Consider the following 15,007-nt stretch of genomic DNA (forward strand, 5'->3'; position numbering starts at 1 on the left):
GGTCCACGGGGTCCTCGCTTCGGGTCGGGCCCCGGGCGGTCGACACAGACGCCCGTCGTCTTGCGGACGCGCGCCCCGGGGCACGTCCACGCTAGCGTGCATGACTGAACGCCGCCTAGAGGCCGAACGTCCGCTCCTCCCACGGTCCCGGCCGCGCCGGATCCCTGGTGCCCGATTCCCACGCCGCCCTACACTCAACCCCAGGATCCGGCGGGTCCGCCCGGTGCGGCGGCTCGCCTCCGCCGTCGAAGGAGACCCCGCATGACCGTGCCCACCCGCCCCGCCGATGTCGGCCGTCTGGCGCGCGCCGTGACCGCCGCGGGTCTGGGAGGCCTGGGCCTCCTGGTGGCGGCACCCGCCTCGCACGCCGTGACGGTGCCGCCGGGCGTGTACGTGGTGGACGAGGCCGGGGTGCTCTCGACCTCCGATGAGCAGCGGCTGACCCAGGAGATCCAGGACCTGCGCCGGGACACCGGGCAGGGGCTGTACGTCGTCTACGTGGATGAGTTCAGCACGGACGCCCAGACGCTGGCCCAGGACGTGGCGCGCCAGCGCGGGCTCGGGACGAACGACTCGGTCCTGGCGATCGCGGTCGAGGACCGCGCCTATGGGCTGGACAGCGGCGGGGACGCGGACCTGCAGAACCAGGTGACGCGCACCTACGTGGGCCCGGAGCTGTCCAAGATCGGCACGGACCCCGGCTCGGCGGAATGGCTCGCGGCGGGCACCGCCGCGGTGCAGGGGCTCGACGACGCCGCCGACGGCACGCTCGACGGCACGGGGGCCAGCGGGGCCGAGTACGATCCGGCCGGTGCCCTGCCGGCCGGCACCGCGGGCGACGGGAGCACGGCCCAGGGCGCCTCCGGCGGCGGGGCCCTGACGGCGGTGCTCGGCGCGGGCGCGGTGGCCGCGGCCGTGGGCGGCGGCGTGCTCGTGGCCCGCAGCCGGAAGCGCACGCAGGGCGGCGCGGTCGAAGGGGGCCGCACCGAGGAGGTCCGCCGCGACCCCCTCGACGAGCTCAGCGTGGAGCAGCTGCGCACCCAGGCCGGCTCGAAGCTCGTGGCCGCGGACGACGCCATCCGCTCCTCGGAGCAGGAGCTGGGCTTCGCCGAGGCGTCCTACGGGGAGAAGTCCGTGGCGACGTTCCGCGAGGACATCGATCGGGCCAAGGAGCACATGCGGGCCTCGTTCCAGCTCCAGCACCAGCTCGACGACGAGATCCCGGACACCGAGGCCGAGCAGCGCGCCTGGCTCAAGGAGATCATCCAGCGCAGCGAGGCCGTGGGTGCGGCCCTCGCGGCGCACAAGAAGGAGTTCGACTCCCTGCGCGACCTCGAGAACCAGGTGCCCGAGGCCCTGGAGCGCGTCGACGCCCGCCTGCCCGAGGCGCGGTCCCGGGTGCAGGAGTCCGAGTCGGCGATCGCCGCGCTGCACGGCCAGTACGCGGAGTCCGCCCTCGCCGAGGTCGCGGACAACGCGGCGCAGGCCCGGGAGCGGCTCGAGTTCGTGGAGACCGCCGTCGCGAAGGCGCGGAGCGCGTGGGACGCCCAGGACCGCTCCACGGCGGCGCTGGCCGTGCGTGCCGCCGAGGAGGCGCTCAGCCAGGTGGACACGCTCACGGAGGCGGTGGGCAAGGCCGAGGGGTCCCTGCGGGCCATGCTGGGCAACCTGCAGACGGGCCTCGCCCAGTCCGAGCAGGACGTCGCCGAGGCCGAGGCGCTCGTGGTCAACGGGTCGAACCCCGAGCTGGCCGGCCCGGTGGCGGGGATGAAGAACGCTGTGAACGCGGTGCGCCGAGCCCTCGCGGCCGGCCGCCCGGACCCCCTGGAGCTGCTGCACCAGCTCGAGGCCGCGCACCGCCAGCTCAACACCCCGCTGGCCGGCGTCCGCGACGCTCGGGAGCAGGCCCGCCAGGCCTCCCAGGTGCTCACCTCCACGATCGCCCAGGCCCAGGCGCAGATCGACGGCACGGCCGACTTCATCGGCGCCCGGCGCGGTGCGGTGGGCTCGGAGGCCCGGACCCGGCTCGCGGAGGCCGACCACACGCTGCGTTCGGCGATCAGCCTCGGCCGCACCGACCCCGTGGCCGCCCTCCAGCAGGCGCAGCGCGCCTCCCAGCTGGCCGAGCGCGCGAGCGAGCTGGCCCGCGCGGACGTCGAGGGCTTCGGCTACGGCCCCGGCATGGTGGGCGGCATGTACGGTGCACGCCCGCGCGCCGGAGTGGGCGGCAGCTTCGGCGGCGGCCTCGGCGGCGCACTGCTCGGCGGCATCCTGATGAACTCGATCCTGAACAGCGGCAGCTGGGGCGGCGGTGGCTTCGGCGGGTTCGACGGCGGCGGCCTCGGCGGCGGCGACTTCGGCGGGTTCGGCGACATCTCCGGCGGCGGCTTCTGACCGCCGCCCCATGAACTCCGGCGCCCCGGGCGCCGGCCCGGCCCGCACGCGCGGGACGGGGTGGACGCAGGCCGACGGTCTGCGCTGACGTGAAAGACCGACGAAAGGCAGACACCATGGTCAAGCAGTCCATCTTCGGCCGCATCAGCACGCTGGCGAAGGCCAACATCAACGCGATGCTGGACAAGGCCGAGGACCCCCAGAAGATGCTGGACCAGATGGTCCGCGACTACACGAACAACATCGCGGAGGCCGAGGCCGCCGTCGCCCAGACGATCGGCAACCTGCGAATGATCGAGGACGACTACCGCGAGGACCAGGACGCGTCCCGCAGCTGGGGCCAGAAGGCGCTGGCCGCCTCCCAGAAGGCCGACGACTTCCGCACCAAGGGTGACACCGCCTCGGCGGACAAGTTCGACAACCTCGCCAAGGTGGCCATCGAGCGCCAGATGGACTTCGAGCGCCAGGCGAAGTCCGCGGAGCCGACCATCGCCTCGCAGCGCGAGATCGTGGAGCGCCTGAAGACCGGTCTGGACCAGATGAAGGTCAAGCGTCAGCAGCTGGTCGCCAAGCGCGACGAGCTGACCGCCCGCGCCAAGTCCGCCCACGCCCAGTCCGCGGTGGCCGACGCCGTGAAGTCGATCGACCTGCTGGACCCGACCTCCGAGGTCTCCCGCTTCGAAGAGAAGGTCCGTCGCGAGGAGGCCCGCGTGCGCGGCCAGCAGGAGATCGCCGCCTCCTCCCTCGACGCCCAGTTCGAGTCCCTCGAGGACCTCGGCGAGAAGACCGAGGTGGAGGCCCGCCTCGCCGCCCTCAAGGCCGGCGGCGCCGGCCAGGCCGCCCTCACCTCGGGCGACGTCGACGCCGATGAGACCCTGACCCTCGACTACGCGGCCGAGGGGACCGCCGAGGAGACCGGCACCGCGCGCGGCTGACCCCGCCCCTCCCCACGGCCGCGTAGTCTAGGGTCAGGGTCTCATGCCCACGCCGGCGCGGCGGGCCGTCCTCGTGCGCCCCGGCCCGGTGCTCCTCCCGGACGCGCCCCGGCCCCCGCGCTCCTTTGGTACTGTCCCGGGGTCCCTCGGCACGCTCCGCGGGACGCCCCCGTCCCCGCACAGAGGAAGAACCCCATGCAAGAGCAGTTCACGGCCTGGTCCGTGCTGGTCGACGCCGGCCTCATCGGCGCGCTCCTGGCCGTGGGCACGCTGGCCCGTGCCGTCATCACGCCCCTCCAGACCCTGATGATCCCGGCCTCCGTCATCGCCGGCATCCTGGGCCTGGTCCTCGGCCCGAACGGCCTGGGCTGGCTGCCGTTCAGCTCCCAGCTGGGCACGTACGGCTCGATCCTGATCGTCATCGTGTTCGTGTGCATCGCGCTCACCGACGACTTCGACGTCCGCAAGATCGGCCGCCCCGTGGGTGCGTTCGCGTCCTACGGCGTGCTGATCTACGCCTCCCAGGTGGCCATCGGCGCCCTCGTCACGCTGGTCCTCCTGCAGCCGCTGTTCGACGCGCCCGACTCGTTCGCCGCCCTGCTGTTCGCCGGCTGGGCGGGCGGCTTCGGCTCCGCGGCCGCCGTGGGCCAGGCATACGCGGCCAACGGTGATGCGACCGTCACCTCGCTGGCCTACACCTCGGCCACCGTCGGCATGATCGTCGGCGTGGTGGGTGGCATCATCCAGGCCAAGATCGGCGCGCAGCGCGGCCACGCGCGGGAGTTCGCGGGCCTGACCTCCATCCCGGAGGAGCTGCGCACCGGGGTGCTGAACCAGGTGGAGGAACGCCCGGTCATCGGCCGGCACACCTTCTCGGCGGCCTCGGTGGAGTCACTGGCCTTCCAGGTCGGCGTCGTCGCGATGATCGCGGCGGCCGCGCACGGCGTGGTCTCCTGGATCACGTCCGTGTGGCCGAGCGTCGTGGGCGAGGACGGACCCCAGCTGATCATCCCCGCGTTCGCGATCGCGTTCCTCCTCGGCCTGATCGCCCGCGTCCTGTTCCAGGCCACGAAGACGGCGAAGTTCCTCGACCCGGGCTCGCTGAACTCGGTGTCCGGCACCGCCACGGACATCCTCATCGTCTGCGGCATCGCCGCGATCGCCCCGACCGTGGTCGTGGACTACTGGCAGCCGCTGCTGCTCCTGTTCGTGATCGGCCTCGCGCTGGCCCTGTTCCTGGGGATCGTCGTGGCGCCGCGCGTCATGACCGACGCGTGGTTCGAGAAGCAGCTGTTCACGTGGGGCTGGGCCACCGGCGCCGTCGCCACGGGCGTGGCCATGCTGCGCATCGTGGACCCGAAGCTGAAGTCCGGGACCATGGAGCAGTTCGGCGTGGCCTACATCCCGGTGGTGCCCGTGGAGATCGCGGCCGTGTCCTTCGTGCCGCTGCTGCTCCTCGCGGGCCTGTCCTGGGCCGTCGTCGGCATCTGGGGCGCCATCGCGGTCATCGCGATCATCGCTGCCGTCTGGCTGCGCCGCACCGACCCGGGCCGCCGCACCCCGGCCCAGCAGGCGGTCCGGGCCTCGAGCCGCTGACGCTCCCGCTCCCCCGCGTTGATCGCCCGAGGGCGGTCGGCTCGCCCGCCGGCACCGTGCCGGCGGGCCGGGGCGACCGGGTCCGGACATGCGAGAAGGCCCCCAGCAGATGCTGGGGGCCTTCTCCTTCTCGTTGCGGGGGCAGGATTTGAACCTGCGACCTCCGGGTTATGAGCCCGGCGAGCTACCGAACTGCTCCACCCCGCGGCGACTTCTAGAACTATACACACCTGTTCCGTCGAGTTCAAATCGGCGTCAGCACCCCGCCACCCGGCGGCCATGCGGCGGCCACCTGCCCCGAGACGACAGCGGCCCCGACCACGCGCGGTGCGTGGCCGGGGCCGTCGTCGACGGTCCGGCGGGCCCGGCCCGCCGGCGCCGACTCAGCCGCTCGGCGTCGGGCTGGGGCTCGACGACGGCGCGGGGCTCGCCTCGGCCGGGGCCTGCTCCTGGGCAGGCGCGTCGCCGCCCAGGGCGTCGTCGGCGGCGGTGGCACGCTTCAGGGCCTCGTTGAGACGCTTCTGCTGCTCGCCGTAGCCGGCCCAGTCGCCCTCGGCCAGACGCTCCTGGCCCTGGGTCAGGGCGTCCTGAGCCTCCTCGAGGGCCGCCGAGAGCTCCTCCTCGACGGTGCCCGGAGCCGTCGGCTCCTCGCCCGGCGCGGGCGCCTCCGCCTGCTTCTCCTCCGGGGTGACCGCGCCCGAGTCCCCGTCGAACACCTGGTCCAGGGCCTCCTGGAGGGTGTCCGCGAAGCCGACCTTGTCGCCGAAGGAGACGAGCACCTTGCGCAGCGTCGGGTAGGTGGTGCCGCCCGAGGAGCGGACGTACACCGGCTGGACGTAGAGGATGCCGCCGGCCACCGGCAGGGTGATCATGTTGCCGTTGAGCACCTCGGACGCGCCCTGGCGCAGCAGGTTCAGCTCCCGCGAGACGTCCGCGTTCGAGTCGAAGTTGGCCTGCGCCTGGCCCGGGCCGGGCACCGTGGTGGACCGCGGCAGCTCGAGCAGTCGGAGCTGCCCGTAGCCCTCGGCCTTCACGCCGTCCTCCCCCGTGCCGGCGTCGCCGGCGGCGGAGAGGAACCCGTAGAGCACGTTGCGCTGCTGGGCACCGTCCGTGATCTGCGGTATGTAGCTGCTGGTGAGGGAGAACGCCGGCTCGTCCTGGCCGGGCATCTGCAGCGTCATGTAGTACGGCGGCTGCTTGACGTCCTCCTCGCGCGTGGGGTCCGACGGCACGGACCACGCGTCGTTGTTCTCGTAGAAGTCGTCCGCGTCGGTCACGTGGTAGCGGCCGAGCAGCTCGCGCTGGACCTTGAACATGTCCTCCGGGTAGCGGACGTGGTCCAGGAGTCCGGCGCTCATCTCCGAGTACGGGCGCAGCGAGGACGGGTAGACGTTCTGCCAGGCCTGCAGCAGCGGATCCTGGTCGTCCCACGCGTAGAGAGACACCGAGCCGTCGTACGCGTCCACCGTCGCCTTCACCGAGTTGCGGATGTAGTTCACCCGGCCCTGGAGCGCCGGGTTCTGGCCCTGGCTCAGGGAGTCCACCGTGACCTCGCCCAGCTGCTGCGCGGTGGAGTACGGGAACTGGTCCGAGGTCGTGTAGGCGTCCACGATCCACTGCACGCGGCCGTCGACGATCGCCGGGTAGGGGGCGGTGTCCACCGTCAGGTAGGGCGCGACCTTGCGGACGCGCTCGGCCGGGTCGCGGTCGTAGAGGATCTGCGAGGCCTCGTTCACGTCCGAGGACAGCACCAGCTCGGGCGAGCCGAACTTCACCGCGTACGCGAGCCGGTTGAACAGGTTGCCCACCGAGGGGCCGCCGTCGCCGGAGAAGGTGTACGCCGTGTCCTCCTGGGAGTCGGCCGTCTGCGGCCGGTCGCGTTCGACGGCCGGCGCGCCCTCGGGCGCACCCACCACCGAGTACGAGGGCGAGTTGAGCCCGAAGTAGATGCGCGGCTCGTAGTCCTGGTCGGAGGCCAGCGGCCCGCGCGTCGGGATCTCGGAGAGCAGCCACTGGGGCCGGCCGCCGGCCGCGACCTCGGAGGCGTCGGCCACGACCATGCCGTAGCCGTGCGTGTAGATGGTGTGGCGGTTCACCCACGACTGCATGTCGTCCACGTTGACGTCACGGGCCGCCAGGATGGTGTCCCGCGTCTGGCCGTCCACCTCGTAGCGGTCCACGTGCAGCGTGGTGGGGAACGAGTAGTACGGACGGAACTGCTGGAGCTGCCCGAAGGTCTGGGAGATCAGGTTCGGGTCCATGAGACGGACGTTGGCCGTGTTGGCCTCCTCGCCCGCCAGGGCCCCGGCCTCGGGGTCCGTGGCGCCCTCATAGTTCGTCACCTCGACGTCGTCCAGGCCGTACGCCTCGCGCGTCATGGCGATGTTCCGCTCGATGTACTGGGATTCGAGCGTGCGCTCGGACGGCTTCACCTGGTACTCCTGCACGATGAAGGGGTACGCCGTGCCCACCACGAGCGCCGTGATGACCAGGACCGCGGTGCCGATCAGCGACAGCCGCCACCGGCCCGAGACCACCGTCCACACGAACAGGCCGGCCACGATCACGGCCGTGACCGCCAGGATCGCCGACGTCGGGATGACCGCGTTCACGTCCGTGTAGAGCGCGCCGGCCCAGTTGCCGGTCTGCGACTGCGTGGTGCGGTAGCGGTTGAGCCAGAAGTTGACGCCCTGCAGCAGCAGGAACACGGCCAGGGTGATGCCGATGTGGGCGCGCGCCGCCGGGGTGATCCGCACGCTGCCGCCCTCCTCCACGCGCACCGCGCCGTACAGGTAGTGCACGAGCAGACCGGTGATGCCGGAGACCAGGACCACCGAGATCAGGTACCCGACCATGAGCGTCAGGAACGGCAGGGTGGCCATGAAGAACATGAGGTCCAGGCCGAACTCCGGGTCCGCCTGGCCGTAGGGCACCTGGTTCAGGAACAGCAGGACCGTGTTCCAGCCGTTCATCGCGGTGGAGCCGGCGAACACGCCGAGCACGAGCGGGACACCCAGGAACACCAGGCGGCGGATGGGCTCGAGCTGGCGCTGGGCCTGGCTGAGCGAGTCCCGCGCGGCCGCGGACGCGTCCGCGGGACGGTGGCGCCAGGCCGTGCGGATCGCCAGCCACACGGCGAGGGCCATCCCGAGCCCGGCGATCAGGAACAGCGCGGCCTTGGCGAGGACCTCGGTCCAGAAGACCTCGGTGAAGCCCAGCTGCGAGAACCACAGCACGTCCGTGTAGACGTTCGTGAACACCACGAACAGCCCCACGAGCACGGCCACCGCGATGATGGTCAGCACGAGCGCGCTCGGCCGGCCCGGCCGGCCCCTGCCGCGCGCGGCGGAGGACCCGCCCCCGCCGAACGGGCCACCAGGACCGCGGTCGCCGTCGTCGCCCGGGCCGCGCGGGGCGCCGCCGAAGGGGCCGAACGCCCCGAACGGGCCGGACTGGCCCCCGGCGGTCCCGCCGCCGTCACGGGGCGGGCCGCCGAACGGTCCGCCGCCTCCCTGTCCGAAGCTCACTGCTCTGTCCTCTTCCCTCCCGCGTCCGCGGGGCTCTGCTCCGGTCCGGGGCGCTGCGCCCCGGACATGTCGTCCGGTCTGGTGGTCTGGTGGTCTGGTGGTCTGGTGGTCCTGGTGTGCGTCGGCTCAGCCGCACGTCCGGGCGGCGGCCGGGCTCTCCCCCCGGGCCACCGCCTCGACGATGTCGCGGGCCTGGCCCAGCGTGTCCACGGGGTACACCGTCAGACCCTCGGGCACACGGCCGGCCAGCTCCTCGCAGTTCGCCGTGGGGGCGAGGAACGTCGTGGCCCCCGCCTCGGCGGCGCCGCGCACCTTCTGCGGGATCCCGCCGATGGGACCCACGACGCCGTCCCCCGTGATCGTGCCCGTTCCGGCGATCGAGGCGCCCCCCGTCATCGCCCCCGGGGTCAGCCGCTCGATCACGGTGAGCGCGAACATCAGACCCGCCGAAGGTCCGCCGATGTCCGGCACGGTCAGCTCGACGTCCACCGGGACGTCGTAGGCGGTCTCGATCAGGGCCCCCATCTGCCACGGCTGGGGCGCGCCCTCGGGGGCGGCCGCCACCGGCACCTCGAGGTCCTGCTCCACGCCGTCGCGGCGGACCGTCAGCGTGACCGGGTCGGGCCCCGCGGCCCCGACGGCGGCGCGCACGGCCTCCAGGTCGGCCACGGGCCGTCCCTCGGCGGCGATCACCTCGTCCCCGGCCCGCAGGACGCCCTCGGCGGGCCCGCCGGGCACGAGCTGCTGCACGACGAGCCGCTGGGGCACCTCGCGTCCGAGCTCGTGCAGGGCCGCGGCGGTCGCGGTCTGCTGGGAGTCCGACATGGCCGCCGAATTGGCCTCGCCGACCTCGTCGGAGGTGACGCCGGTGGGATACATCAGCTCGCGCGGGGCCACGTCCACGGCGGGGTCCGTCAGGCCGCGGCCGAGGTCGAGCAGGGAGGTGGTGCCGATGGGAGGACCCCCGACCATCACGGTGGTCATGTGCAGGGTCCCCTCACCCGGGTCCGCCTCGCCGCCCTCGACGCGCAGCACGGGTCGACCCTCGCGTTCGCCCAGCAGGTCCACGGCGGGGCCGGGGCCCTCGAGGATGTAGGGGCCCTCGAGGATGTAGGGGGTGGGGGCCAGCAGTGCCAGCCCGGCGCTGCCCAGGGCGAGCCATCCGGAGAAGGGCACGCGGGCGGCGCGGGTGGTCCTCGAGGGCACTGCGCGCACGCGACACCGTCTTTCCTGGGGGTCCTGATCGGGCCGTCCTCGCCGCCGGGCACGGGCCGCGCGGCGACGGTCACACCAGTCTACGCGGGGCCGCGACCCCCGCCTGCCCCGCGCGACGCCGTGCGCCATGGGCGAACCGCGCCGCCGCGACGTCGGGAGGGCGGGCGCGCCGCGCCGACGCGGATACGCTGGAGACATGAGCAACGACGCGCGCACGCCCGGATCCGACGACGGCCGCGACCCCCTGGAGGAGATGCTGCGGCAGCTCTTCGGCGGCCAGGGCCCCGACCCGGACGAAGTCCGACGCGCCATGGAGGGCCTGGGCGGCCCCGGCGGGGTGCCCTTCGACCCGTCCCAGCTGAATCCGGCCATGATGCAGCAGGCCATGGCCCAGTTCCAGGCGATGATGAGCTCCGGCTCCGGCTCGGACGGCCCCGTGAACTGGGCTCTGGCGAAGCAGGCCGCCCGCCAGGCCGTGGCCGGCGAGGACCCGGCCGTCGGCTCGTTCGCGCGACGCGAGGTGGACGAGGCGCTGCGGCTGGCCGAGCTGTGGCTCGACGGCGTCACGCAGACCGAGCCCGTCGGCAGCGTCGGCGTGGCCTGGTCCCGTGCCGAGTGGGTCGAGGCGACCATGGACCAGTGGCGCCGGCTCACCGAGCCCGTGGCCGTCTCGATGTCCCGCGCGATGTCCGCGGCCATCGAGCAGCAGCTGCCGGGCCAGCTCCCCGAGGGCATGGACGCCTCCCTGCTCGGCGGGCTGCAGCCCATGCTGAAGAACATGGGCGGCACGATGTTCGGCCTGCAGCTCGGCGGCGCCGTGGGCGCCCTGGGCAAGGAGGTGCTCTCGGGCACGGACATCGGCCTGCCCGTCGCCGGCCACCGTCTCGCCCTCGTCCCCGTGAACATCGAGGAGTTCGGCGACGGGCTCTCGGTGCCGGACGACCAGATCCGCATCTACCTGGCCCTGCGCGAGGCCGCACGCATGCGCCTGTTCCTGCACTCGCCGTGGCTCGAGCGGGACCTGTACGCCGCCGTCGAGCAGTACGCCGCGGGCATCCGCCTGGACACCGAGGGCATCGAGCGGGCCGCGCAGTCGGTGGACCCGATGGACCCCGGCTCCCTGCAGGCCGTGTTCGACGGGGCGTCCTTCATCGCCGCCCCGGACGCCACCCAGCAGGCCGCGCTGGACCAGCTGGAGCTGCTCGTCGCCCTCGTGGAGGGCTGGGTGGACGTGGTGGTCGCCGAGGCCGCGCGCCCCCTCGAGTCGGCGGCCGCCCTGCGCGAGACCATGAACCGCCGCCGCGCCTCGGGTGGCCCGGCCGAACAGGCCTTCGCCGCCCTCGTGGGCCTCGAGCTGCGCCCGCGCCGCCTGCGCGAGGCCGCCGCGTTCTGGGAGCACGTCACGGCCGAGCACGGCACGGAGTACCGCGAGGAGATCTGGCGCCATCCCGAGCGTCAGCCCACGGCGGAGGACCTCGAGGACCCCGCCGGGTACGCCGGGCGCCGCTCCGCCGCGGACGCCAGCGCCGAGTCCCTCGACGACGAGCTGCGCAAGCTCCTCGAGGGCGGCTTCGGCGACGCGCCGCGCGAGGGCTGAGCCCCTCCCGGCACGACGGCGGCGGGCGGTCCGGCACCTCGGGTGCGGGCCGCCCGCCGTCGTGTCAGCCCGCGTCCTCGTCCTCCGCCCACCGGTCCGGCGCCGTGCGACCGCGGCCCTCGGCGAAGGTGACCCCCTCGAGGAAGGCCATCGCCTCGGCGTAGCGCGGGTACCGGTCCACGAGGCGTCGGAAGGCCGGGCCGTGTCCGGACTCCAGCAGATGGGCCAGCTCGTGGACGAGCACCGCCGCCACCACCCAGTCCGGCATGCCGCGCAGCTGCGTCGAGAGCCGGATGGTGCCGCGGGCCGGCGTGCACGAGCCCCAGCGGCGGCGCTGCCGGGCCGACCACGTGACCGCGACCGGACGGGCCCGCCCGCCCAGGTGCGCCGCCGAGAGCCGTCCCGCCCAGGCCAGGAGCGCGTCGTCGGAGCGGGCGTCGGCGGGGCGGCCGTCCGGGTCGGCCGCGGGCTGCCCCGTCCCGCCGCGTGCGCCCACCTTCGCAACCATCCGGCCGATCCACTCGCGCTCCTGCGCGGCCGAGAGCCGGGCCGGGACATTGACCTGCAGGCGGCCGTCGCGCCACGCCGCCGAGACGGTGCGGGTGCGGGCCGTGGAGCGCACGAGCCGCACGGGCGTGCCCTCCCAGTCCAGATCGATGCTCTCGCGGGCGGGACCGCGGTGGGCGGCCGGGACAGCACGGGGAGGGCGGCCGGGGGTGGGCGGGACAGGGCGCATCCGGCCATTGTCCGGCATGGGCAGCAGGCTGTGGACAATCCGGCGCGGTCCGGGAGTGCCCTGGCAGGGTGGGAGGCACCGAGCTGAGAGGAGAGCCGTGCGCACCGTCGCCGAGACCGTCACCACCGTCCCTCATGACGCCGCCGCGTCAGCGCTGGAGCCGGGGGCGTGGGCCCCGCCGACCGACGTCCATGTGGCGGGCCTCGACGCGGTGGGCGCGGCGATCGCCCACGCACTCGCGGGGGCCGGGGCGCTGCGCCTGGCCCTGTGGGATCCGCGGCCCGTCGACGCCGCGGACCTGGGGACCGGCCTGCTGCCCGGGGACCTCGGTCGGCCCCGGGCGGGTGCGCTCGCGCGCCGGCTGGGCGATGTGGCCCCCGGGCTGCGCCTCTACGCGCACCACGGCCCGGTGCCGGTGCTCGTGGGGCAGGCGACGGTGGCGGTGGGGTCCGTGCTCGACGCGGACCTGGCCGCGCACGCCCTCGCCGCCGACCACCCGCTGCTGCCGGTCACGGTGGGGCCGAGAGCGGTCACGGTCGGACCGTGGTGCGCCCCCGTGGTGCGCGGGTGCCCGCTGTGCCGATGGCCCGCGGACCCGGCGGGCGTCCCCGGTGCCCCGACGGCGCCCGGCCCGTCGGCGCACCGGGGACAGGTGGACGGGCTCGCGGCGCTGCGGGCCGCCGTGCTGACCGTGGACGCGCTGCGGACCGGACCGGCCCCCGGCGTGCTGCGGGCCGATCGGGTGACGGGACGCACGCGCCGAGTGAAGGTCCGCCCCCGGCCCGGCTGCGCCTGCGACCCGGACGCGCTCGGCTGGGCGTTCTGACGGGGGCGGCGCCGCCGGCGGAACGGGGTGCGGGCCCGCGGCTCAGGCCGTCGGGGTGCCGTGCAGCAGCTCGAGCAGCTCCGGTCCGTGCTTCTCCAGCTTGGCCTTGCCGAGGCCGGGCACCTTCAGGAGCTCTGCCGGGGTCCTCGGCATGGCCTCGGCGATGGCCACGAGGGTGGCGTCCGTGAACACCACGAACGCGGGCATCCGCATCTCGGCGGCCGTGCGGGTGCGCCAGTCGCGCAGCTCCTCGAGCACCGCCTCGTCGTAGGTGGCGGGGCAGTCCAGGCAGCGGCCGACCTTGCGCTCGGCTCCCGTCTCGAGGGGCTTGCCGCACGTGCGGCACACGGCGACCTTCGCACCCCGGCGCCGCGGCGCCGTCGGGCCGGCCGCGGATCCGCGGGCCGGGGCGTGCTCGCGGGTGCCGCCGAGGGTCGGGTCGATGGCCCACAGGAACCGGGAGGGCCGCCGGGTGGAGCGCCCGCCCGTGCCCCGCGAGAGCGTCCACGTCAGCGACAGGTGCTGGCGGGCACGCGTGATCCCCACGTAGAGCAGGCGCCGTTCCTCGTCCACCTCGGCCTGGGTCTCCGCGAAGGAGATCGGCATGAGCCCCTCGGACAGGCCCACGAGGAACACCGCATCCCACTCGAGGCCCTTGGCCGAGTGCAGCGAGGCCAGGGTGATGCCCTGCACCGTCGGCGCGTGCTGGTGCTGGGCCCGCTCGTCGAGCTCGGCCACGAGCTCGGTCAGCGTGAACTCGGCCCCGCGCGTCGTGGCGAGCTGGTCGGCGAGGTTGACGAGGGCGTGCAGGGACTCCCACCGTTCACGGGCCGCGCCGGTGGCCGACGGCGGTTCGGCGGAGTAGCCGAGCGAGGAGAGCACGTCCCGCACCCGGTCCGTGACGTCGTCGCCCGTCAGGTCCTGGGCCGCGCGGGCGGCCGCCCGCAGCTGCAGGATCCCGTCGCGCACCTCGCGCCGGGAGAAGAACCGCTCGCCGCCGCGCAGCTGGTAGCCGATCCCCGCCGAGGACAGCGCCGTCTCGAAGGCCTGGGACTGGCCGTTGGTGCGGAACAGGACGGCGATCTCGGAGGCGGGCACGCCGTCGTCGATCAGCGCCGCGATCCGGTCGGCGACCCAGCCGGCCTCGGCCTCGTCGTCGGTGCACTCCGCGAACACGAGGTCGGGGCCGGCCGGCCGCTGGGAGACGAGCTCGAGGGGGTCGGGCCAGCGCGGCATCGTGCGGTCCCGCTCCCCCGCCTTGGTGCGGTCCGCCAGCAGGCGGTTGGCCGCCTCCACGATCTGCGGGCTGGACCGGTAGTCGCGCACGAGCCGGACCACCGTGGCCGCGGGGTACCGCTCACGGAAGTCGGTGAGGAAGCGGGAGGTCGCGCCCGTGAACGAGTAGATCGTCTGGGAGGCGTCGCCGACGACGCACAGGTCGCCGCGGTCGCCGAGCCAGAGGTCGAGCAGGCGGTGCTGCAGCGGCGAGACGTCCTGGTACTCGTCCACCACGAACACGCGGTACTGGTCCCGGATCGTGGCCGCGATCTGCGGCTCGGTGGACAGGATCCCCACGAGGATCAGCAGCACGTCCTCGAAGTCGATCATGTTCCGGGCTGTCTTGGCCTCCTCGTAGCCGGTGTAGAGACGGGCGACGGTGGTGGCGGTCCAGCCGGCGGGCATCTCCCGCTCCTTCGCGGCCTCGGCGTAGCCCTCGGGGGCGTGCAGGGAGACCTTGGCCCATTCGATCTCGCCGGCGAGGTCGCGCAGTCCGGCCCGGTCCACGGTCATCCGCATGCGCTGGGCGACCTCGGTGAGCAGGCGCACCTTGTTCTCGATCAGCGAGGGCATGGGGCCGCCCACGGCCTGGGGCCAGAAGTACTGCAGCTGGCGCAGGGCAGCGGAGTGGAAGGTGCGGGCCTGGACGCCGGCCACGCCGAGGTCGCGCAGGCGGGTGCGCATCTCCGCGGCCGCACGCGCCGTGAAGGTCAGGGCGAGGGTGCGGTGCGGGTCGAAGACGCCGGAGGCGACGCCGTAGGCGATGCGGTGCGTGATGGCGCGGGTCTTGCCGGTGCCGGCGCCGGCCAGGATGCAGACGGGCCCGTGCAGGGCCGTGGCGGCCCGGCGCTGCTCCGGGTCGAGGCCGCGGAGGATCTCGTCGGGAGTGCTCATGCGGGACGA

9 protein-coding genes and 1 tRNA gene are annotated in these 15,007 nt (G+C 74.1%); 5 read left to right on the forward strand and 5 right to left on the reverse strand.

Annotated elements, in window-relative coordinates:
- Window positions 1-261 precede the first annotated feature (261 nt).
- From CITRIK5_RS06115 to CITRIK5_RS06125, 3 genes are all read left to right on the forward strand, one after another.
- The gene (locus CITRIK5_RS06115) at window positions 262-2,394 is read left to right on the forward strand and encodes a TPM domain-containing protein (RefSeq protein ID WP_159833295.1); all 2,133 of its coding nucleotides are present in this window, start codon (window positions 262-264) and stop codon (window positions 2,392-2,394) included.
- Between the two features lie 116 nt (window positions 2,395-2,510).
- The gene (locus CITRIK5_RS06120; RefSeq protein WP_002854906.1) at window positions 2,511-3,329 is read left to right on the forward strand and encodes a PspA/IM30 family protein; all 819 of its coding nucleotides are present in this window, start codon (window positions 2,511-2,513) and stop codon (window positions 3,327-3,329) included.
- Between the two features lie 195 nt (window positions 3,330-3,524).
- Entirely contained in the window at window positions 3,525-4,925 is a 1,401-nt protein-coding gene (locus CITRIK5_RS06125; protein WP_049147311.1) for a sodium/glutamate symporter, read from the forward strand.
- 133 nt (window positions 4,926-5,058) lie between these two features.
- On the opposite strand, the gene CITRIK5_RS06130 is transcribed toward CITRIK5_RS06125, so the two are convergent.
- The 3 genes from CITRIK5_RS06130 to CITRIK5_RS06140 all read right to left on the reverse strand — a co-directional run bounded on the left by CITRIK5_RS06130 (window position 5,059) and on the right by CITRIK5_RS06140 (window position 9,667).
- Window positions 5,059-5,132 (reverse strand) — tRNA-Met (locus tag CITRIK5_RS06130).
- Between the two features lie 176 nt (window positions 5,133-5,308).
- Window positions 5,309-8,452 (reverse strand): UPF0182 family protein, encoded by a 3,144-nt coding sequence (locus CITRIK5_RS06135; protein ID WP_049147309.1) that lies wholly within the window; start codon window positions 8,450-8,452, stop codon window positions 5,309-5,311.
- Between the two features lie 126 nt (window positions 8,453-8,578).
- Window positions 8,579-9,667: a PDZ domain-containing protein gene (locus CITRIK5_RS06140; protein WP_236557152.1), complete on the reverse strand. Its 1,089-nt coding sequence runs from the start codon at window positions 9,665-9,667 to the stop codon at window positions 8,579-8,581.
- A gap of 196 nt (window positions 9,668-9,863) precedes the next feature.
- Here CITRIK5_RS06140 and CITRIK5_RS06145 point away from each other — a divergent pair, with 196 nt between their 5' ends.
- Window positions 9,864-11,264 carry a zinc-dependent metalloprotease gene (locus tag CITRIK5_RS06145; protein ID WP_044659760.1) on the forward strand — a complete coding sequence of 467 codons (1,401 nt, stop codon included), beginning with the start codon at window positions 9,864-9,866 and terminating at the stop codon, window positions 11,262-11,264.
- A 64-nt stretch (window positions 11,265-11,328) separates the two neighbouring features.
- On the opposite strand, the gene CITRIK5_RS06150 is transcribed toward CITRIK5_RS06145, so the two are convergent.
- Window positions 11,329-12,000 (reverse strand): M48 family metallopeptidase, encoded by a 672-nt coding sequence (locus CITRIK5_RS06150; RefSeq protein ID WP_078025608.1) that lies wholly within the window; start codon window positions 11,998-12,000, stop codon window positions 11,329-11,331.
- Between the two features lie 97 nt (window positions 12,001-12,097).
- Between CITRIK5_RS06150 and CITRIK5_RS06155 the strand changes: the two genes are divergently transcribed.
- Complete coding sequence (locus tag CITRIK5_RS06155; RefSeq protein ID WP_078025607.1) at window positions 12,098-12,826, forward strand: ThiF family adenylyltransferase; 729 nt, start codon at window positions 12,098-12,100, stop codon at window positions 12,824-12,826.
- Window positions 12,827-12,868: 42 nt separating this feature from the next.
- Here CITRIK5_RS06155 and CITRIK5_RS06160 read toward each other — a convergent pair whose 3' ends face one another.
- On the reverse strand, window positions 12,869-14,998 hold the full coding sequence (locus CITRIK5_RS06160; RefSeq protein ID WP_078025606.1) for an ATP-dependent DNA helicase UvrD2: 2,130 nt from the start codon (window positions 14,996-14,998) through the stop codon (window positions 12,869-12,871).
- Window positions 14,999-15,007: the final 9 nt, after the last annotated feature.

Source organism: Micrococcus sp. 116, from assembly GCF_902506395.1.
GTDB lineage: Bacteria > Actinomycetota > Actinomycetes > Actinomycetales > Micrococcaceae > Micrococcus > Micrococcus luteus.

Excerpts from the sequence above, each read along its gene's own strand:
- CITRIK5_RS06115 (WP_159833295.1), top strand. The coding sequence starts at position 262 with ATGACCGTGCCCACCCGCCCCGCCGATGTCGGCCGTCTGGCGCGCGCC.
- CITRIK5_RS06120 (WP_002854906.1), top strand. The coding sequence starts at position 2,511 with ATGGTCAAGCAGTCCATCTTCGGCCGCATCAGCACGCTGGCGAAGGCC.
- CITRIK5_RS06125 (WP_049147311.1), top strand. The coding sequence starts at position 3,525 with ATGCAAGAGCAGTTCACGGCCTGGTCCGTGCTGGTCGACGCCGGCCTC.
- CITRIK5_RS06145 (WP_044659760.1), top strand. The coding sequence starts at position 9,864 with ATGAGCAACGACGCGCGCACGCCCGGATCCGACGACGGCCGCGACCCC.
- CITRIK5_RS06150 (WP_078025608.1), bottom strand. The coding sequence starts at position 12,000 with ATGCGCCCTGTCCCGCCCACCCCCGGCCGCCCTCCCCGTGCTGTCCCG.
- CITRIK5_RS06160 (WP_078025606.1), bottom strand. The coding sequence starts at position 14,998 with ATGAGCACTCCCGACGAGATCCTCCGCGGCCTCGACCCGGAGCAGCGC.